The 20,599-nt window shown below is 52.7% G+C and carries 21 protein-coding genes and 1 other RNA gene; 5 read left to right on the top strand and 17 right to left on the bottom strand.

What is annotated here, in order from left to right:
* Positions 1-79 precede the first annotated feature (79 nt).
* Positions 80-517: a MarR family winged helix-turn-helix transcriptional regulator gene (locus tag KNP95_RS13825; protein ID WP_021067494.1), complete on the top strand. Its 438-nt coding sequence runs from the start codon at positions 80-82 to the stop codon at positions 515-517.
* A gap of 101 nt (positions 518-618) precedes the next feature.
* On the opposite strand, the gene KNP95_RS13820 is transcribed toward KNP95_RS13825, so the two are convergent.
* From KNP95_RS13820 to KNP95_RS13800, 5 genes are all read right to left on the bottom strand, one after another.
* Complete coding sequence (locus KNP95_RS13820) at positions 619-1,257, bottom strand: class F sortase (RefSeq protein WP_353048996.1); 639 nt, start codon at positions 1,255-1,257, stop codon at positions 619-621.
* Complete coding sequence (locus KNP95_RS13815) at positions 1,205-2,002, bottom strand: DUF4397 domain-containing protein (RefSeq protein WP_021067496.1); 798 nt, start codon at positions 2,000-2,002, stop codon at positions 1,205-1,207. Before KNP95_RS13815 ends, KNP95_RS13820 begins: the two co-directional genes overlap by 53 nt.
* Before the next feature lie 253 nt (positions 2,003-2,255).
* Entirely contained in the window at positions 2,256-2,969 is a 714-nt protein-coding gene (locus KNP95_RS13810) for a glycerophosphodiester phosphodiesterase (RefSeq protein WP_214837858.1), read from the bottom strand.
* Positions 2,970-2,980: 11 nt separating this feature from the next.
* The gene (locus KNP95_RS13805; protein WP_214837856.1) at positions 2,981-4,447 is read right to left on the bottom strand and encodes a carboxypeptidase M32; all 1,467 of its coding nucleotides are present in this window, start codon (positions 4,445-4,447) and stop codon (positions 2,981-2,983) included.
* A gap of 66 nt (positions 4,448-4,513) precedes the next feature.
* Complete coding sequence (locus KNP95_RS13800; RefSeq protein ID WP_214837853.1) at positions 4,514-6,046, bottom strand: FAD-dependent oxidoreductase; 1,533 nt, start codon at positions 6,044-6,046, stop codon at positions 4,514-4,516.
* Positions 6,047-6,247: 201 nt separating this feature from the next.
* Between KNP95_RS13800 and KNP95_RS13795 the strand changes: the two genes are divergently transcribed.
* Both KNP95_RS13795 and putP read left to right on the top strand, forming a co-directional pair.
* Positions 6,248-7,225 (top strand): D-alanyl-D-alanine carboxypeptidase family protein, encoded by a 978-nt coding sequence (locus KNP95_RS13795; protein WP_214720013.1) that lies wholly within the window; start codon positions 6,248-6,250, stop codon positions 7,223-7,225.
* 358 nt (positions 7,226-7,583) lie between these two features.
* The gene (gene putP / locus KNP95_RS13790; RefSeq protein ID WP_214837850.1) at positions 7,584-9,065 is read left to right on the top strand and encodes a sodium/proline symporter PutP; all 1,482 of its coding nucleotides are present in this window, start codon (positions 7,584-7,586) and stop codon (positions 9,063-9,065) included.
* Between the two features lie 147 nt (positions 9,066-9,212).
* On the opposite strand, the gene KNP95_RS13785 is transcribed toward putP, so the two are convergent.
* From KNP95_RS13785 to KNP95_RS13760, 6 genes are all read right to left on the bottom strand, one after another.
* Positions 9,213-9,437 (bottom strand): hypothetical protein, encoded by a 225-nt coding sequence (locus tag KNP95_RS13785; protein ID WP_251026068.1) that lies wholly within the window; start codon positions 9,435-9,437, stop codon positions 9,213-9,215.
* Positions 9,438-9,520: 83 nt separating this feature from the next.
* Positions 9,521-10,075 (bottom strand): hypothetical protein, encoded by a 555-nt coding sequence (locus KNP95_RS13780; RefSeq protein ID WP_021067503.1) that lies wholly within the window; start codon positions 10,073-10,075, stop codon positions 9,521-9,523.
* A 79-nt stretch (positions 10,076-10,154) separates the two neighbouring features.
* The gene (locus tag KNP95_RS13775; protein ID WP_131471179.1) at positions 10,155-10,976 is read right to left on the bottom strand and encodes a YihY/virulence factor BrkB family protein; all 822 of its coding nucleotides are present in this window, start codon (positions 10,974-10,976) and stop codon (positions 10,155-10,157) included.
* A gap of 108 nt (positions 10,977-11,084) precedes the next feature.
* On the bottom strand, positions 11,085-12,503 hold the full coding sequence (locus tag KNP95_RS13770; RefSeq protein WP_214837847.1) for an alanine/glycine:cation symporter family protein: 1,419 nt from the start codon (positions 12,501-12,503) through the stop codon (positions 11,085-11,087).
* A gap of 59 nt (positions 12,504-12,562) precedes the next feature.
* Positions 12,563-13,468, bottom strand: a complete 906-nt coding sequence (locus KNP95_RS13765; protein WP_214837844.1) for a Gfo/Idh/MocA family protein — start codon at positions 13,466-13,468, stop codon at positions 12,563-12,565.
* Positions 13,469-13,536: 68 nt separating this feature from the next.
* Complete coding sequence (locus KNP95_RS13760) at positions 13,537-13,719, bottom strand: hypothetical protein (protein ID WP_021067507.1); 183 nt, start codon at positions 13,717-13,719, stop codon at positions 13,537-13,539.
* 256 nt (positions 13,720-13,975) lie between these two features.
* Between KNP95_RS13760 and KNP95_RS13755 the strand changes: the two genes are divergently transcribed.
* The gene (locus KNP95_RS13755; RefSeq protein ID WP_214802543.1) at positions 13,976-14,842 is read left to right on the top strand and encodes a DNA/RNA non-specific endonuclease; all 867 of its coding nucleotides are present in this window, start codon (positions 13,976-13,978) and stop codon (positions 14,840-14,842) included.
* 45 nt (positions 14,843-14,887) lie between these two features.
* Here the strand turns inward: KNP95_RS13755 and KNP95_RS13750 are convergent, their stop codons facing one another.
* From KNP95_RS13750 to rnpB, 4 genes are all read right to left on the bottom strand, one after another.
* Positions 14,888-15,385 (bottom strand): NUDIX hydrolase, encoded by a 498-nt coding sequence (locus tag KNP95_RS13750; protein ID WP_214837841.1) that lies wholly within the window; start codon positions 15,383-15,385, stop codon positions 14,888-14,890.
* A 21-nt stretch (positions 15,386-15,406) separates the two neighbouring features.
* Positions 15,407-15,889: a VOC family protein gene (locus tag KNP95_RS13745; protein WP_214837838.1), complete on the bottom strand. Its 483-nt coding sequence runs from the start codon at positions 15,887-15,889 to the stop codon at positions 15,407-15,409.
* A 441-nt stretch (positions 15,890-16,330) separates the two neighbouring features.
* Complete coding sequence (locus tag KNP95_RS13740; RefSeq protein WP_021067511.1) at positions 16,331-17,497, bottom strand: THUMP domain-containing class I SAM-dependent RNA methyltransferase; 1,167 nt, start codon at positions 17,495-17,497, stop codon at positions 16,331-16,333.
* A gap of 106 nt (positions 17,498-17,603) precedes the next feature.
* An RNA gene (rnpB, locus tag KNP95_RS13735) (RNase P RNA component class B) lies at positions 17,604-17,971 on the bottom strand.
* A 121-nt stretch (positions 17,972-18,092) separates the two neighbouring features.
* Between rnpB and KNP95_RS13730 the strand changes: the two genes are divergently transcribed.
* Positions 18,093-18,497, top strand: coding sequence for a hypothetical protein (locus tag KNP95_RS13730; protein ID WP_021067512.1), 405 nt, complete (start codon positions 18,093-18,095; stop codon positions 18,495-18,497).
* Positions 18,498-18,536: 39 nt separating this feature from the next.
* On the opposite strand, the gene KNP95_RS13725 is transcribed toward KNP95_RS13730, so the two are convergent.
* Together KNP95_RS13725 and KNP95_RS13720 are read right to left on the bottom strand one after the other, a co-directional pair.
* Positions 18,537-19,991 (bottom strand): S8 family peptidase, encoded by a 1,455-nt coding sequence (locus KNP95_RS13725; protein WP_214837835.1) that lies wholly within the window; start codon positions 19,989-19,991, stop codon positions 18,537-18,539.
* 105 nt (positions 19,992-20,096) lie between these two features.
* Entirely contained in the window at positions 20,097-20,504 is a 408-nt protein-coding gene (locus tag KNP95_RS13720) for a hypothetical protein (protein WP_131471184.1), read from the bottom strand.
* Between the last annotated feature and the right edge of the window lie 95 nt (positions 20,505-20,599).

Below are 20,599 nucleotides of genomic sequence, written 5' to 3'. Positions count from 1 at the left end.
CATGTTTTTGTTGTAGAATGTTTTTATGTTCTGAAATATATGCAAATAATGATATTTTATGTAGGAGGTATTCTTGAGGATGACAACACCTGTACAAACAGCATCCCGCCGTCAGCTCGTCGCCGATGCTGAGCGAGGGATTCGCATGAACTATCGCGGAGTGAAAAAGAACCTCCGGTCGATGTTCTCACAATACTTGACGCGAAACGAATTTTTCATTCTCCGCTCGCTTTGTCAAAACAGTCCTCAAATCGCCTCGGCTCTATCGAACGAGTTCCAATTCTCGGCTTCGATGATTACCGCTCTCGCGGATGAACTCACGAAAAAAGGGTTGATCTCCCGCGAACGCAGCGAACGTGATCGTCGTGTCGTCGAATTGCAAGCGACTGAAGAAGGCCGTGCCCTGTTCGAGACACTGGAAGACATGAAAATCGAGTATTTGATGGACGTGTTCACCGATTTCTCAGATGACGAATTGATTCTTCTGTCAAGACTGCTTGACCGAATGGACGCATAAGAACGACTGGGCCGATTATTGCGGCCTGGTCGTTTTTTGTTTCGCCACGCTACAACAAAAAACCCGAGTATGGTTGGACCACACTCGGGTTCATTCTTGATTCAAGACTTGACGATCGCCGTGACGACGATTCGGTCCCGGTATCCATACTCTGGGTCATAAGGGCCCGCACAAGTGATTAGCTGGAGCCGTTCCGCCTGGGTCGCCGCAAAAATCGAGGCGAGCGGGACGTCTTCGAGCCGATACCGTTCGACGGAAACGACTTCATACGCGATTGCCTTTTTGCCACGCTGGAGCGTCACCGATTCTCCGAGGCGTAAGTCGCCAAGGTTCGCGAAGATGGCCGGACCACTGAGGTCATCGAGATGACCAGATAATACCACGTTTCCGGTCGCCCCTGCTTTCGCCCCGTACCGATACCAGCCGACCTCATCTGTCTCCGTCGGGGTATCCATCCGGTCGAGTCGGTCTTTCCCGACCGGTTGGATGACCGCGTTGACATCAATTGACGGAATCTTCAGTCGTTTTGGGATAAATGTGTCGGTACGGAATGACTGCCGATCAATTTCGGTCGTTTCTAGGACGAGCGGTTCGGCGAAGCCGACCGTCGTCAATTTCGCGTCCGCATCCGGTGCGTCTGCGCCCGGTGAAATCATAAGGAACGATAACGATCCGATGAAGAGTAGTTTAAGCGTCTTGCTTCTGACGACGAAAGACGTAGAAGCCAGCTGCTGCTGCACCAAGAACCGCTGCTGCGAGCAACCAGTTCATCGATGCTGTCTGAGCGAGACCACCTTGACCTGTGTCAGGTGCTCCAGCCATTTCCCCACCGTCTGCTGCGAGAAGGACTTCAAACGCTGGTTCGCCTTCAAGGAGTCCGATGGCGAATGCCGTGTAGTTTTTACCGCCTTCGAGAGCGACACCGTCAAGTGCCTTCACGACGTCAGTCGCGCCGGCCGGACGAACTTCAAGGTCATACGTGCCAGCGTCGAGTGTACCGTAGTCACTTACTGCTTTGAACTCGAGGTTCGAGAAGAGTGGGTCGCCGCCTTTAGGAGCGACATCGACTGCCGGTGCGTCAGGTGCGAAGTGAGCGACGCGGACTTTCGATTTTCCATCTTCGAAGTTCGCATCGTCTTCCATTGCTGCAATCTCGATGTTTTCAAGTTGACCAATTGCTGCCGCTGTGTAGAATTTTCCTGCTTCGATTGAGAGGTCTGCCGCAACGACGACCGTCTCTGCATCACCAGCTGGCTTGATTTCCACGTTGTAATCTCCAGCCGGGAGAGTCAAGTAGTCTGTGAGCGCTTTGAACTCTGCGCCTTCGACCGCGACTTCACCGTTGACGTACACATCTACTGCAGGTGCGTCAGGTGAAGCGTGGAGTACACGTACCATCGCGTTCTCGTGTCCATCTGCACTGACCGGCACGATGAGTGCGAACGCCAAGGCGAGTGTACCAAGTAAAGACATCAATTTCTTCATGTGAAATTTCCTCCTTTTTCTGCTTGGGTTGACCGATTGACTGTATACAACAAGTTTGATGCGGTGCTGCAATGTGTGCTACATCTGATTGCTATGTAGCTGGTGACATCTTAAATTTAAGACAACGGAGCAACGGCGTAAAGGTGACGGTGTGCTCTCAATATGCTGGTGAGCGCATTCGATTGGAACCGCTTTCTTTACATTAATCAGACTTCCCCTTCCCTATTATTTAAAAACCCCGTAACGCGTAACGTTACGGGGTTGAATATGCTTTTGCCCATTCGATGTCGTTGACGAACACCGCATCGACGCCGAGACGCCGGAAGCGTTCGAGATCAGGCACCGTTTTGACGGTATAAGGCCGTACCACAAGCCCGACCTGGTGAAGCTGGAGGATTTCATCATCGGTCAACGTCCGGACGTGCGGATGTACAGCCGTCGCCCCGATCTTCTCACAGTATGCGGCGAGATCGTAGAGCGGTTGCGCCAAGAGCACGGCGCATTCGAACTCTGGTGCCAGCTGGTTCAACCGGTTCAACGTCGTATGGTTGAAAGAAGAGAACACGACCTGCTCGACAGGGAGGCGTTGATTGACGATGACGTCAATCAGCCGTTCCTCGATTCCGGGATAGCGTTCGATATCGGTCTTGACCTCGAGATTGAGACGGAGCGATGTCCCCCGGCATAGCTCGAGCAACTCTTCTAACGTCGGAATTTTCTCCTCTACCTCAAACTTGACGCCGGCGTTGACGCGGCGCAGGTCCGACAAGCCCATCGTAGCGACTTGACCGTGTCCGTCCGTCGTCCGGTCGATTGTCTCATCGTGGATAAGGACGAGCTTTCCGTCCTTTGTCATGTGCACGTCCGCCTCAATCCCATCGCTTTGTGCGTCGAGTGCGGCCCGGAACGCCGTCATCGTATTCTCCGGATGATGGGCCATCACCCCTCGGTGCGCGAAAAGTTTCATTCGTTTCCGCCTCAGTTCGTTTTGTATTTGTTCGTCAAATAGCGGATGAGCGGGCGGACCGAGATGTCCTCTCCGGTCACTTGCTTGATGAGTTCGTTCGGTGTCAGCGCTTTACCATGGCGGTGGACATTGTCCTCGAGCCATTGTTTGATTGGACCGAACGTGCCCGTGCTGACGAGCGACTCGAAGTCAGGATGCTCGTTCTTGAGTGATTCCGTCAATTGAGCGGCGTAAATCAGACCGAGGGCGTAACTCGGGAAGTAGCCGAACGACCCGCCGGCCCAGTGAACATCTTGTAGGACGCCTTTCGCATCACTCGGCACATCGACACCTAGATATTCCTTATAGAGCGCGTTCCATGCCGCTGGCAAATCCTCGACCGACAAATCGCCTTGTATGAGTTGCTTTTCAAGCTCATAGCGGATGATGATATGCAGGCTGTATGTCAGTTCGTCCGCCTCGATCCGGATGAGAGACGGTTTCGCCTCGTTCACGCCGGCATAGAACGTATCAAAATCTATGTTCTGCAACTGTGGATGCTCGGATTGAAGGCGCGGATAGACGCTCTTCAAAAACACCTCGCTTCGTCCGACAAAGTTTTCAAAGAAGAGGGACTGTGACTCATGGATGCCCATCGAGGCACCGCCCCCGAGACCGAGTTCGTCGAGTTCCGAGTCGATTTGCTGTTCGTACGTCGCGTGTCCGGCCTCATGCATCGTACCGAACAAGGCGTTACGGAAATCGGTCTCATCATATTTCGTCGTGATGCGCACATCGCGACGGTTGATCGTGATCTCGAACGGATGCACCGTGGCATCGAGACGGCCGCGCGTCAAATCATAGTCGACGACACGCATCCAGTCCTCACACAGTCGTTGCTGAACGGCCTTGTCCATCGACCAGTCGAGCCCTTGGACCGGTTCAGGCAGCTGACGGATCAGCGGGACGAGCTCGTCACGAAGCGTCCGGAACAATTCATCGAGCTGGTCGACGGTCATCCCTGGCTCATAATCGTAAAGGAGGGCGTCATACGGATGCGATTCGTAGCCGAAATAGTCGGCGAACTTCCGCTGAAATCCGATGATTTTCTCGAGATATGGGGCGAACATGTGCCAGTCATTCTGATCCTTCGCTTTCTCCCACGCCGTCTCAGCCTCAGAGACGAGCGTCACATACGCCTGATATTCTGAGGACGGGATTTTGGCATTCCGTTCATATTGGGTTTTGGCGACCGCGACCGAACGTAACTCGATCGGTGTCAAGTCCTCCGTCTCGGTCATCTCGGCCAACAGTGCCTTGAAGGATTCGCTCGTCTGGCGTTTGAACGCCTCGGTCGACAGATAACCGATTGTCTCGGCCCGTAGCGGTGCCGACTGTTCCGGCATCTGGGTACGCATGTCCCAATACAGTAAAGAAATCGCCTCGTCGAAGGCACGCAATTGTTTGAAATGGTCACGCCACTGCTTTGTTAGTTCCATTCTGATTCCACCCCTATGACAGTTATATCGTTACTTCTTTACTTTAATATAGACGACCCGCGTTGCCTATTGTTTCGGCACATCGATTTTCCGATCATAGGCGAGCGGTTGTGTCGCCGGTCCTTCCAACACGTTTCCTTTCGTGTCGAACCGTGAACCGTGGCACGGACAATCCCATGAGCGTTCCGCATCGTTCCAATTGACGGTACATCCCATATGGGTGCATCGTGTCGAGACGAGATGGCATTCGTTGTCGAGGTCACGGTACGCGCCGACCTTCTTGCCGTCTACCTGGACGATCCCGCCTTCATCAAGTTGCAGGTCGTCGAGTGTACCCGGTATTTCCAGTGAGCCTTTGACGAATTGAACGGCCGTGTCGAGGTTTGTCTTTAAGAATTGCCCGACGTCGGCCGGTTTCAATTTCGAGCGTTGTGGGTCCAATAAGTCGTTGAACCGATTCGGGCGCCCGGTCAGTCGATCGGCCAGCAACAGTCCGCCGGCAATCCCGTTCGTCATCCCCCATTTGGCGAACCCGGTGGCGACGAACACGTCCGGCTCACGGCTGAACATTTGCCCGATGTACGGGAGGTGGTCCAACGTGATCAGATCCTGGGATGACCAGCGGAAACTCGCTTTCTTGGCCCCGAACGAATCATGGGCGAAGCGGTCCAAGCGGTCATAGCGCGAGCGGGTCTCGGTGACGTGTCCGCTCAAGTGTCCTTCGCCTCCGACGAGCATATACGTCTTGTCGCCATCCTTGAACGTACGGAACGACCGGCTCGGCTGATCGACACTCAAATACATACCGTCCGGGACGCTCTGTTCCGTCTCACAAGCGACGATATAGGAACGCTCGACCTCAAACTTCGAGAAGTACAGCCCCCGGATGTCGTTGAACGGGTAATGGGTGGCGACCACGACCTGATTCGCCTGGACCCGTCGCCCTGTCGACGTCGTGACGATCGGGCGCGGTCCCGAACTGATTTCGGTCGCCCGTGTCTTCTCGTGGAGTCTCCCGCCAGCCCCGACGAAGCGGTTGGCGAGCTCGTGTAAGTATTTGACCGGATGCAACTGGGCCTGGTCGCGAATGACGATCGCTTGTTTGACCTCGAACGGGAGGACCGCCTTCACTTCCTCGGTCGCGTCTCCCCCGGGCAGCTCAAGTTGTGCATACGCCTCGCGCTCGGCGACGAGTTGACTCGACCCATCGATTGAATATAAATATGAATCTTTTGTCTCGAAATCGATGTCGAACCCGGCCTCGACCTGTTGCCGCAAATAGGCGAGTCCCTGCTCGTTGAACTCGTAATAGAGGCGCGCCGTCTCTTGATTGAACGTCCGAATCAATTTGGAATAGACGGTCCCATGCTGAACGGAACATTTCGCGGTCGTGTGGCCGGTCGTCCCCCGGCCGATCTCAGTCGCTTCGAGCAAGACGACTTGCTTGCCGCGCTGTTGCAACTCATATGCCGTGACGAGCCCGGCGATTCCTGCCCCGATGACGACAATGTCACACGAAATAGAGCTCTCAAGTCGCGGATAAGGTGTTGCCGCATTGTGCTGACGCCAGAGTGAATTGGTGAACGGATGACGATGCATAAACGTACCTCCTCTAATAAGATAAGTGTCTGTTACTGTGTATACCCCTTCCGATTCATTTCATACGCCTCAATTATTGACCTGATTCTTGATTTTGAAGACGATTTCAGGAGGCCTCATCCATTATGGTAGAAAAGTAAACAATGAAGGAGCGATTATCTAGTGAAACGAAACCACAGACATCGAAGAAACACGTACATCATGAGGCGACTCTTTGTCGGCCTCGCCATGATTGGATTACTTGCCATCATCCCTGCATTGATCGGCTTTAAACAAGAAGCAGAACCGAAAACCGTTGCGCCGGCCGCGGCCGCCGTACCGGTCAAACAAGGACCGTCGTTCCCCGAGATTCCAATCAAACCATGGACGACTCAACCGCTCGTGTCGCCCGATACGGCCGAACTTCTCGTCGGGTCGATGGCGTTCGTCAATTTGACAGATGGCCAGGTGCTGATTGACAAGAATGGTGCCGACCGCGTCTTCCCGGCCAGTACGACCAAACTGATGACCGCACTTCTCGCTTATGAGAAGGCCGTCGCCGAGAAAGAACTCGATCAAAACGTCGTCATCGTCAAAAAATCTACTTTGGATATCCCATGGGACAGCCATATTGTCCATCTCGCGGTCGGTGACCGCTTGACCGTTCGCCAGGCCTTATACGCGACATTGCTCGAATCAGGAAATGACGCGGCCAATAGTCTAGCCGAGTACGTGAGCGGCTCGACGAATGAGTTCGTCGAACTGATGAACGCACGCGCCCAAGTGCTTGGACTGACCGGGACCCAGTTCCGGAATGCCCATGGCTACTCCGACCCGAATCATTATACGACCGCGCTCGACATGGCTCGCATCACGTATGCGTTCGGCACTTATCCTGAACTCGTCGAGATTGCCGGAACGTATGAATATGAGGCAAAGTTTAAAGATGCTGCCGGAAATCAAAAGCGACGCTGGTGGTATCATCTCGGATCGGCCGTCAATGAACGGAGCATCCATTACTCGAAACTCGTCACAGCGACCAAGACCGGCTATACCGACGAATCGGGCTATACGATGGTGTTCTTGATGGAGCGGGATGGGAAACAATATGCCTTGGTAACGATGCAAGCCAAATCCGGACAGACGTTCCCGACGATGCGTTCTGTCGAAAAAATCGCGTTCAATCTCACCACCGAATGATTTAAGCAATCAAACGACGGTTTCTCTCTGCAAAGGGAGAAGCCGTCGTTTGCGTTTAAAGACATAAAATATGACGAGTTATATGACAAATAGATGACACAGAAGTGTCACGAACATAACTAATTGTCAGAATGTTTAAACTTTAATCACGAAAAATAATGCACTCATCCGTTGATACTATGCGCTTTAGAGCCGTTTTTATGAAAACATGACAGTTTGCAATGATTTCCGTGGTCCGTTATGGTTAGTCACAAGTTCGCCTAGTCATTCAAGTTTGACTCATTTGTGTGAGACACACACATGATTGAACCGTGATTGATTGAATCGACACAATTGAAAGCAAACAGGAGGTAATCAAATGTTATGGCAAGAATGGGTATCCATCGCGCTTTACCTCGTGATGATGCTCCTCATCGGATACGTCGCTTATAAACGGACGACCGATTCATCAGATTATATGTTAGGTGGCCGCAAGATGGGGCCAGGTGTTACCGCCATGTCAGCCGGAGCTTCGGATATGAGTGGTTGGATGTTAATGGGACTTCCGGGCGCAATGTATGCCACGGGATTATCAGCGATTTGGTTAGCCGTTGGATTGGTCATCGGAGCTTACTTGAACTACTTGTTAGTCGCTCCCCGTCTACGTGTCTTCACAGAGATGGCAAATGACTCGATCACGATTCCTGACTTTTTAGAGAATCGGTTCCGAGATCACTCGAACTGGCTACGGATCCTGTCTGCATCCGTCATCATCATCTTTTTCACGTTCTATACGTCAGCCGGACTTGTCTCTGGCGGGAAGTTGTTTGAAAGCTCATTCGGGCTCGACTATCAGACAGGTGTCATCGTGACGATTAGCGTCGTCGCACTATATACACTGTTCGGCGGTTTCACAGCCGTCAGTTGGACGGACTTTGCGCAAGGTGTCATCATGTTCCTCGCTCTCGTCCTCGTCCCAGTCGTCGCCTTGACTGACGTCGGTGGTGTATCAAACGCCGTCGATACGGCTTCGACAATCAACACGGAATTGTTCGACCTGTTCAAAGGAACAACGACGCTCGGAATTATCGGTCTCCTCGCTTGGGGACTTGGGTACTTCGGTCAACCGCACATCATCGTCCGCTTTATGGCGATTCGTGATGTGAAATCATTGAAGACGGCACGCCGTATCGGTATGGGCTGGATGACAGTCTCAATCATCGGTGCCGTCATGACTGGACTTGTCGGGATCGCCTACTTCCGTGGTCAAGGCAATCCTCTCGCTGACCCGGAGACGGTGTTCATCCGTTTCTCAGAAGTATTGTTCCACCCGTTCATCACTGGATTCTTGCTCGCTGCAATTCTGGCAGCGGTCATGTCGACGGTATCGTCGCAGCTTCTCGTGACATCTTCGGCTTTGACAGAAGACTTCTATCGCAAGTTCTTCAATAAAGATGCCAGTGAAAAAACGATGGTCCTCGCCGGTCGAATCGGCGTCTTGACGGTCGGACTTGTCGCGACACTCATGTCGCTCAGCCCGTCGAACACGATTTTGACGCTCGTCGGTTATGCTTGGGCCGGTTTTGGCTCAGCGTTCGGTCCAGCGATTCTCTTGTCACTCTACTGGAACAAGATGACGCGCCAAGGTGCACTTGTCGGTATCCTCGTCGGGGCCATCACGGTCATCGTTTGGATCGTCACCGGACTCTCGACGGTCATCTATGAAATGGTGCCAGGCTTCTTCCTCAGTATGCTCGCCATCGTGCTCGTCAGTACGTTCACGAGCCAAAGTGAGCAGAAACGGATCACCCGTGAATTCAGTGAAATGGAAGCTGAACTCGCCGTTGCGAAAAAAGAATAACATCAATCAAAAAACGCGGGCCGTTCGGCTCGCGTTTTTTGTTGCGCACGGTCACGTATCCTTATTCTAACGCGGCTCGTTTTATAAATGACTGTGACAATGGATTAAAGAAAAAACCACAGACATCTTGTCTGTGGTCTGAATAAATTACATCGCTCTCGCCATGAACCATAGTTGAATGAAGAATGGCACGAGGACGAGCACGAGCATCGCGTTGCGCATCCGACGATTCCGGTTCCAATAATACGCCATCAAGACGAACGGATGGAGCGCCGTCAGCTGGTAAGGGTTGAACCAGAACCAAGTGAGCAACAAGACGATAAAGAAATATAGGACCGAGCGCTGTTTCGTGGCACGCCATTCTCGCCACATATCGAACGCCCCTTTGAAAAACACAATAAACGTTACTACCCAAAATACCATCACAATCACACTATTCAATGATTAGACCACCTTCATGAGACATTTTCGATATAGAATCCGCCCCAGTAGATATGCCGATACGTGTACTCTTTCCCACTCTCTGCCGTGATGATAATTTCATCCTCTGTCAACACGAGCACGTGTACTGGAATCTCACCTTTTCGAAGCATCGGACTGAACAATTGGAACTGCTTGTTCAACCACTTCCGTTCTGTGAAGTCACGGTAATGGTGTAAGGCGAGCGAAGGATGGACCAAGAACACGCCGAGCACAAAGGCGATGGCCCCTGGCGATGCTGAGACTTCAAGCAGTAAAGAGAAGACGAGGACGAGCGATAGCACCGCATAGCCGAATTCGAGTAACTCCATCAACGAAGCCCGGCTCGCAATCACGTATTGCATGACACGGAACGCCACATACAGCAACAGACTGACCGCCACATACTGGGAAAACGGGGCACTGCTCATCGAAACGTCTAGATAGAACAAGACCGGTAGTAACATAACCCACTTCCATAATTGTAAGGCGAGGTAAAACAATGTTTGATCGATGAAACGACGATTGTGTACGAGCCGTTGCATATCCATGTTTCCCACCTCCGATTAAAAGATGTGACCTTAACCGTATCATTCCCTGAATCAAAAAATGATAACAAGCATTTACACGTCAACCGGATATTTCTTTTCGTTCGATAAGCGTGGCGTTTAACAGCCCCCCGAGAAGGATGACCGAGGCCGCCAAATAAAACCAGATCAGCAAGATGATGAAGGCACCAAGTTGACCGTAAAACTGTTCATAGTTTGCATACTGTGAATAGTAGCTGAAGACGTTCGAAACTGTCAAGATGCCGATGGTAGCAAACGCTGCCCCGGCCCAACTGTCGCGGAACGTGCCGCGATGGCTCGGCAACCACTTATAGACGAGCAAGAAGACGCTGAACAGGACGAGCGTGCCGACAATCCAACGGAAATAGAACCAGATTTGCGCATAGCGTTCGACGATGTCGTCAATAAAGATGATATGTGTCGCCAACTCCCTGAGCGCGGTCTCGATGACCGGGATCAGTAGCGAGAATGGCAAGACGAACATGAGCGCGAGCGTCACGGCGATGTCTTGCAAGACGCCCCGCCAGAACGCCTTGTTCCGAATCAGGCGATAGGCGTCATTGAGCGACCGGACGAGCGATTGGACCGCCATCGATGAGATCCAGAGCGCCGGCAAGATGCTGAGTGAGGCAATCCGCAACCGTGAATCATCAAAAATCGCCTCGATGTTCCCTTCCAGCAATCGATAGCTGGCTTCAGGCATGACCAGGGCGAGTGCGGAAATCACGTCTCCGCTCGAGAACGGCAGCCACCCGACAATCCCGAGTACGAACAGTAAGAACGGGAACGTCGACAGGATGAAATAATAGGCCAACATGGCGGCTTGGTCAAAAAATCGTTCGGCAAAAAATCGTTTGAATGTATGAAGGAATGGTTGTATCATTTCTTGCACTCTTTTCTATAATTTATTAAATAAATACGGTATTTGAAATAAAAAATTCGATAAACGAAAGGCAAGAATGGCGCGACGCGTCCGATTCTTGCCCCGATTTTAACTGATGTTCTCTCGTTTCGCTTCCCACGCCTCGACATGTTCTTTACCAGGTAAATCCACATCATCACGATTGAACACCGGATCACGTCCGGCCCGCTTCTGTGCCACATAATCGTCGAGCAGCGCTTTGGCGACCTTACTGAGTCGGAAGATGGCATACATATTGACGAGCGCCATCAAGCCCATAAAGATATCGGCGATCGACCAGACCAACCCCGCCGATCGAACCGAGCCGAACAATACCATCCCGACGACCGCGATCCGGTAGATGACCAGATACACTTTTCGTTCGGAGATGAACTCGATGTTCGTTTCCCCATAATAGTAATTCGCCAAAATCGAACTGAACGCAAACAATAGGATGGCGATTGTCATGAGTGTCGTCGCGAGCGGTCCAATTTCTGTCAAGAGCGCCTCTTGTGCGAGCTCGATGCCTTGGAAGTCCTCTGACCCCGGCACTCCCGAGATGAGGACAATCATCGCTGTCGCCGTACAGATAAAGAGTGTATCGACGAACACGCTGAGCGATTGAATGAGACCTTGTTTGACCGGGTGGCTGACCTCCGCGGTCGCGGCCGCATTCGGAGCCGACCCCATCCCCGCCTCGTTCGAGAACAAGCCGCGGCGAATCCCTTGCAGGACGGCCGCACCGACCGCACCGCCGAGCAGTTGGCGGAAGCCGAGGATCCCTTCTGAGAAGATGGCCGAAAAGACGGCCGGGATGGCCTCTAGATTGGTGAACACGACCCACAAGGCGAGCAGGATATAGCCGCCGGCCATGATTGGGACGATAATCCCTGACAACGTTGAAATCGAACGGATTCCGCCGAAGATGATGATGGCGGTCACGATGGCCAAGATGATGCCGACCCAGAGCGTATCGATTTCGAAGACGTTATTGATGGATAGAGCGATCGTATTGGCCTGAACCGAATTGAACGCGAATCCAAATGCGAACGTGATTAAAATCGCGAACACGATGCCGAGCCACCGTTGACCGAGCGCCCGCTCGATATAGTAGGCCGGTCCACCGCGCCAAGCCTTCCCGTCGTGCACTTTATACACTTGGGCGAGCGTGCTCTCGACGAAAGCGGAAGCCGAACCGATGATCGCGATGAGCCACATCCAAAAGACGGCCCCCGGTCCCCCGAGCGCGATGGCCGTCGAGACGCCGGCGATATTCCCGGTCCCGACCCGTGCAGCCGTTCCGATGGCGAACGCCTGGAACGACGACACCTGCCCTTTCTCGTGTTTAATTCCTTTGACGAACAGCAACTTGAACATCTCGGGCAACATGCGGAACTGGACGAATCCCATCCGGATGGTGAAATACAACCCTCCGGCAATCAAAACGAAAATGAGTACGTACGTCCATAACAGGTCGTTCACCTGCATGACGAGCTCACGAATATCCATGCGCATCCCCTCCTTTTACGGAGTTAATACCCGCTCGATGGGCCACAGAAACGACACGGTCAACGCGAAGCCTCTTCTAGTATGCGCTCACAGAGCGCGTGCGTCGTCAAACTGTCCTCTGCCCGCACTGAGTCATTCGGTTCACCTGCGAGGAGCTTCAGGAACTCGTCGAGCATGGTCGTGAAGCCGCGACGCGTCAAATTCGACTCCCACGGATTCAATGCCCGCTCGAGCATGCCGTCACGGGTGAAATCATACACACGCTCAACGTCGCGCGACACCCGCTTCAGACGAGGCGACATCACTTCCATCACTTCTTCCGTACAGCCGTTGTCCCGGTTCATGATCCCGACCGCTTCGACCCCTCTGGCCGTGAATTGAATCTGGAGCTGATTCAACGTCCCGGACTCATGCCGCGTCCGGACGGCCAAATTCTCGACAGGGGCGAGCCCTGTCAAATAGCGGAGCGTATCGACGACGTGGACGAAGTCTTCGATGATGAACTCACGCAGCGTCGCCGGTTGATACGTCCGATTCTTTTGAATCAAAATCAGATTCGGGTCGGACACTTCTTTTAAGGCAGCCGTCGCCGTCGCGAAACGGCGGTTGAACCCGGTGATGAGCTCGACGCCCTGCTCGGCAGCGAGGCGTACGAGCCGCTCCGTGTCCTCGAGCATGAACGTGACCGGCTTATCGATGAAGACGGGCACACCTTGCGCGAGCACGTAACCGACCTGGTCGGCATGGACCGATGTCGTCGAGTGAATCAACGCACCGTCCATCATCTCGAACGGGACGTCTTCGAGTGATGCATACTGACCGGCAAAACGATACTTCTCGACGAGTTGACCTGCTTTCGCCGCGTCTCTCGAGACGAGATAAACGTCGACCCCTTCTAAACCGGCATAGACCGGCAAATACGCCTTCTTCGCGACGTCCCCTAACCCAACAACGACAATCTTCATGTGTACATCTCTCCTCTTCCTAAGACTGAACAAAACCCCAAGGCGTGCGCCCGGGGTCAAAGGTTCGTTTAATGGACCGCTACAATTTCAAAACTGGTGATCGGTTTACGAATCGCATCTGACACGATTTGATACAAGTCGGCCAACTGCTCGTTATCATGTAAATCGGGCGTCCGGTCGAGAACGACCTCACACGTCCGCGTCGTCTGCTCTTTGTCCTGGAACGCATATTCGATGGTATATGTCTGCATGATACGTCTCCTCTCAAGCGATGTATACGTATGTATAGCCTGAAACGAAACGATTGAAACGCCATAACCCGCTCGACCGCCGGACCGTTCCCATCCATTGTACCACTAGTCCCAACGGAGGCGCGTCATCGAATCGTGACAATTTCTGGCTCGTTTATGACAAGCACGACCGAAACACGTCCCAATCCGATTGCTTGTCAATCGTGTCGAAGATTCCTAGAATGAACAAGTATGCCTCACACATAGGAGACTTGAAATGAAATTAAACATTACTTATTTAGCATTCCCGCTCTCGATTCTGCTATTGGCAGGTTGTACGAGCGAAGAAGCCGGGACCACCACGGTGACGGACACCCCAGAACAGTCCGCCGTCGAGACGACGGCGCCACCCGAACCGCAGACAGAGGACCGCTTCACCGGTTATGACATGATCGAAGTCGAGGGTGGAGATTTGTCAGGTGAACGCGAGAGTAATGTCGTCGTCGATATCGGATACGGCGACCGCGAATATTGGGCGTTCACGAACGAGCACGGTCAACTCGTGAAAGTGATTGCGGACGAGATTGTGCTGCAGGATGACGACCGAGAAGACGTGACGTCGGATGGGCGATACTACGCTGACGAGGCGAAAGTGTCTGGGGTCGAACACCGCGACCTCGACGAAGGGCACGTCATCGCCGATTCGCTCGGCGGCGTCTCGAACGCCTTCAACATCACGCCCCAAAACAGCACGCTCAATCGCCACGGCGACCAGGCGTATATGGAGAGCGTGATCCGGAGCGCAGGCGGCGCGACCGACTTCGAGGCGCTCATCACATATCCGGATACGAATACTCATATCCCTTCACACTATGAGTACACATACACGGTCAAAGGAAATGTCGTTACCGACTCGTTCGACAACGTCAACCCGGATGAGGTGAATGAAGAACTTGGATTGACGGAGAGCGCACCATCGGCCACCGAAGCAAGCGGTGACGTCACGCGCGTCGATACGAACGGCAACGGCCAAGTGACGATTCAAGAGGCGAAGGACGCCGGCTTCACCATGCCGATCACGAGCGACCATTGGCTCTATCCGCATATGCGTGATAACGATGGCGACGGGATGGTTGGCGAGTGATCCAATATCTGAATCAAAAACGAGATGGTTGGCCGATGGGGCCAATCATCTCGTTTTATGTACAATGCTTGAAGCTTCATCCAGTTGGTCGTGCGTGTAGGTCAACAACTCATGCCCGTCATAACGAAACGTATGGCGTCTAGGCATAGGATAGTCTAGCATCGGCTGTAAATACTGCTTCAAGTTGCTGATGATTCCCATATTGTCAGGATGAAGCACCCAGTCGATTTGCTTCCATTCCAAAATCCCTTCACGTGTCCTCTGTACCTTGTCAGCGGCTTCATGTTTCGTGACTTCCACGACGAACAGATGCATCCCGACCTGCTGTTCTCCGTGCAGGATGATCTCCCCTTTATACAGAGGATGCTCAATCTTATATCCGGTCTCTTCGAATACTTCTCGACAGACCGACGCTTCAACCGTCTCGCCCGACTCGATTTTCCCACCTACGCCGTTCCATAGCCCCATCGCTGGCGGCTTCTCACGATTCAACAGTAAGACTTCATTTTCTGATTTCAATAGACATAACGTATACCGATACATCGCCCTACCCCCTGCCTTGTCTCATTCAGTATGTTGTGACACTTGCATCCGCTTCTTTTCTGACCAATTAGCGAAAGACATCATTTGAAACGCAGCGGTCGGGTCCGTCTCAAGAAACGTGATCAGTTCGAGCGAATTCCCGTCCGGATCGTCGAAATAGATGGCGGCATGTGCGTGCGGGAAGTTCGGCAGGATTAACGGCTGCTCTGCAGACGTCATCTTGAATGCGGTCCGTACTTCGATGTCCCGTTCATCGAGCCACTCCTTCACCGTTTCAAGGCTTTCGGGGTCGATTCGAAACGCCACGTGACGAATCGATGGATGGTACGGCACCTCGACGCAATCGCTCTCCCACAAACCGAGCCAACTCTCTCCTTCAATGATCCATAGAAACGCCAAGGACTCGTTTTGGAAGGCCAGCTTCATTCCGATTTTTTCATAAAACGGGATCGCCACCGTCAAATCACTTACAGGCAAGTGTGCCTCATATATACCTCTTATCATCCATTCTTCATCTCCCTATCTTAACCATATTATGAGTATAATCCTTATATATGGAAATGTAAGTTATAATAGCTTGAATATTGAACGGTAGAGCGGTGTTTAGGAAAGTGAGTGCTGTAATGTGTTAAAGGATGTGATTACGCAATGTTTAGAAACTTGTATGGCCATTCACTGCCGTCCGATTCCAGGAAGGCTATTCGAACGTCTCGTCGTAACGTATTAGAAGTACGGGAAGAACGCGCAATCGATTCTTGAACAGACGGACTTAGGACGGGCCATGCCCATTTATGAGGACTGGTCCGACTATCTGGCACATACATCCATTCCATCACCTACAAGGGCGAAAAAACCACGGCAAGCAAAAAAACTGCTCCTAGGAGCAGTTTTCGCTTGTCTTCAGTATCACAAACAAAAAGTGTGCAATGTGTGTGCAATGAAGACTTATTTCGTATCAGAAGTCGGCTCAGCTGAACGTCTCGGCGGACGTTTACCGAAGAACTGGTAGTATTGCGTCTCGATATTCCCGTTGTACAGCTTACGGCGTTTCGTCGCCGGACGGCCGTACGCTTTCTCGAAGTCCTCATAACTCGTCAACATATAGACGCTATAGCCCGGATACTTGGCGAACTGTTGGCCAATCCGCTCGTACAGGTCGATAATCTCTTCTTCGGTCTGCAACCGTTCGCCGTATGGCGGGTTGCCGATGATGACGCCGTACTCTTCTTTCGGCTTCAAGGCAGCCGCGTCACTGTGAACGAACGTGATGGCGTCACGGACGTCGGCGAGCTCGGCGTTATCCTTGGCGAGCTTGACCATGCGTGGGTCGAGGTCGATGCCGTAGATTTTGAGCGGTTTGTCCCACTCCGCTTTCTCGTTCGCTTCATTGATGGCATCATACCAGGCTTTCTTCGGTACACACGGCCAGTCTTGTGAACAGAACTCACGGTTGAGACCAGGCGCGATGTTACGGCCGATGAGCGCCGCCTCGATGGCGAGCGTCCCTGAACCGGTGAAGACGTCGTAGAACGGCATGTCCGGCTTCCAGTTCGTCAGCTGAATCATTGCCGCAGCCATCGTCTCTTTGAGCGGTGCCTGTGAGTGGAGCTCACGGTAACCACGACGGTGAAGCGCGTCACCTGACGTGTCGATCGTGATCGTCGCCACATCTTTCAACAAGGCGACTTCAATCGGGTAGTAGGCGCCCGTCTTCGGGAGCCACTCGCCCGGCTTATCGTATCCGCGTTGCATCGCGTCGACGATCGCCTTCTCCGTGATTTTCTGACAGTCGCGGATCGAGAACAGCTTCGACTTGACCGAGCGGCCGTCGACGATGAATCGAGCGTCCCACGGCATGAGATCCGTCCAAGGCAATTCGACGACACCGTCAAACAGTTCCGTGAACGTCGTCGCTTTGAACTCGGCGACGACGAGCTTGACGCGGTCTGCCGTCCGGAGCCATAGGTTCAATCGCGGAATGTCTTCCATTTCTGCATCGATATAGACGCGTCCGTTCTCGACCTCACACGTGTAGCCGAGGTCGCGCACTTCTTTGGCGACGAGTGCTTCGATGCCCATCGCTGCGGTGGCAATCAGTTTTCGTTTTGCCATACTATCCCTACTTTCTATAAGTGTTACTCCTAAAATGGTCATGTAAAAAGGAGCTCAAGTAGGATTGCTTGAACTCCTGGTCAATGTTAAATGAGAGACTATGCTGCCCTGTAAGCCATGTTCTGTACTCCGGTGCTCATAACGGTCTCCCTGGCACGATGGAGTGACAATCATCTATCTGCGCCGATTGGCGCCTTCCGTCCCGTTCGGTTCCAGTCAGGAAGTTCCCCTACCATAGTTTGGGTTTCTCGCTCGTGGGGTTTACCTCGTTCCACTCTGAACGTTTCCGATCAGACTCCGTCACTGTGGCACTTTCAAGAAGCTTGCACCATATCCGAGGACTTAGGTGCTTCTTCTGCCGTCAACTTGCGTTGCCTACACTTATCTTTTCGTGTAGCACGATCACTACAGCCATCACAGGCTGTGCGAGCATGGACTTTCCTCAAGACTTGCGTCCCGCGATTGCCCAGACCTCATAGTCACTTTACCCATTGTAGCGGATAACCCGTGAAATGACAACCGAGAACCTGAACTTGATTTTCACCGGCGTCAGCGCTAAAATAAGGCGTGTTCCATTGAACAAGGAGGGATTTTGATGCGTCAAGATGCAAAAAACGGTTGGATTCAACGACTGACCTATGTGATTGAAATCGATGACATTAAAGCGCTCCACCCGAATAACGGCGTGTTCGCCTTCTACCGGAATAATCGACTCGTCCGAGGATTCGAGCCGTTTGACATTAAAGCACCGAATGAACTGTCCAAACGTCCGTATCACTTCGACCATCATAACTTGGCCCACTTACAGGAACGTTTTCCTGAATCGATTCCGACGTTCGACGCGTCGACTCAGACACGTCGCGCATGGAGCGAGGATGTCCGTGTCGGTCTCTGTGAGATTATTGTCGACGGGAAACTGAGTTTTGAACATATCGACGACAACGGCAACGTCTTAGAAGCGAACATTCGTTGGAGCGGTGAAGCCATCACGAAAGCATAAATCAACACCCGGAGCCAAGCGTTGGCTCCGGGTGTTTTTTCATGTCGATTCCGCCGATTTGTCCGTCTCAGCTTGGACCGGTTGCGGCGCATACTTGACCGTCACCACTTTCTCAGAGACGTCGGTCGGTTTCAAGACGACCGTGTACGCAGCTCCCGTGTCGCTCCGGACCGGGAACTTGCCCGGTACGTGAAGCGCCTCATAGACGATTTTTTTGTTCGCATCGAGTACGGTGACGACCCCTTTTCGCGTCGTCGCCAATTCGAACGTGCCTCCGTCGGACGCTTTGACCGCAATCGCCGGCTTGACGGGATTCACGTATTTGAAGGACCGACTGGCCGTACGTTTATGTTTCCCATCCGTGACGACGGCTTGGAGTTTGTACGAGCCACTCGGCAGCCAATCGCCGCCGGCATACATCGTGAACATCGAATTCCCTGCCGACAGCGTCTTCACTTTACGGGTACCTTGATATAACGTATACGTCGTTTTCAAATTCGTTTTTTTCATGACCGTCAGTTTCGCTTCTTTGACGTAACGGCTCTTGAGCGTCGACGGCACCGAGAGCGTCACGGGACGCGGTGTCGTATCGAGGAGCCGCTTCGTGTTCAGCTCCGTATAAATCTTGCCGCTCGCCCGTGGCATCTTTTGAATCAAGGCGTCCACATCGGCCGGTGTCAAAAACGGATTGACCGATTTGACGAGCGCGAGACCCGACGACACCATCGGCGCGGCCATCGACGTCCCGTCCATATAGACGAAGCCGTTATTCAAGCCGAGCGACAAGATGTTCACCCCGGGTGCGACGATTTTCACTTGAGCGGCCATATTGCTGAAACCGGCGACGCGACGGTTCGCGTCAATCGCCCCGACCGCGATGACTTCTTTCATATTGGCCGGGAACGAGACGGTCTTCTCCCCGTCGTTTCCGGCCGAGGCGACGATGATGACCCCTTTGGCCCGGGCCCGGCGAATCGAATCGGCGAGGACTTGATCGTAATCTTGCCCGCCGAGCGACAGGTTGATGATGTTCGCCCCTTTCGCCACCGCCGTGTCGACCGCTTTGGCGACGGTCCAAGAATCCGTGTACTCCGAGTTTTTACCGTAGAAGACGTTATAAAAATGATAGCGTACGTTCGGAGCAAGTCCGGCCATCCCGAACTTGTTGTGACGGCCAGACATGATGCCGGCCGTATGCGTCCCATGATAATCGACGCTGTAAGGCCCTTTCATCGAATTGACGACACGAGGGACCTTGTATAGTTCTTTATGCCGCCGATCGGCCGACGAATCGATTAAAGCGATCACGATGTCTGAAGCGCCGCGCGTCGTGTTCCACGCCAGATCGGTGCCTGTTTGCTTGATATAGTATTGGTTCCCGACCCTCGGCTCGGCCACGACGTAACCGTGTTTCTCCAACACAACCGGTTTCGCCGCGTCCACCGACGCCGGCATGAGCAGCGCGAGCGCCGCCACAAGCATCATTTTTTTCATCGCCTACCGCTCCATTCCAAACTTCCTAAGATGCCCCCATTATCTCAAATTACGGAATCAATTTCCCTTTTTTTCGAAAAATAGATTGTGACATTTTTTCGACGCTCACCAATAGTTCGGTTCGTCAGGCTCATCCATCTCATAGTCGACAATCTTTCCGATGGTCAAATACGTATAATAACGCGCCAGTTCCGTCCGATACGGATCGGGTGTAAATCCGTCGAGGTCCTCACCGAGCGGAGATCCATCAATCGTCTCGAACTGTTGACAGAAAAACGATTCCGTCTCTGTGTCCCAGACGATATTGTCGCCGATATATCCACTACCGAACCGAATATAGTCGATGATAGAAGGGACGATCACCTCGGCCGGGAGCCGTTCACTCATCCGGCCGACCAGTTCATAGCGGTCTCGGTCGACATAGTCGGCCTGATCGAGGGACGTACATTTCAATACTTCCTTGTTGATTTCAATCAACACGACATAATCCCCCGGTTCTATCGATAGCTTCATCTCATCACCTCATCTCAACATCCGCATAGCTCTATCATATTCAAGTATTCGCAATCAATCCACGAAATCCTGTATGCCTGTAAAATTTTCCATCT

Origin of the sequence: Exiguobacterium sp. s36, assembly GCF_018618345.1 — a bacterium.
Lineage (GTDB): Bacteria > Bacillota > Bacilli > Exiguobacteriales > Exiguobacteriaceae > Exiguobacterium > Exiguobacterium chiriqhucha.
Note: the sequence above shows the minus strand (reverse complement) of the source record. Positions and strands in the feature narration are given on the sequence as shown.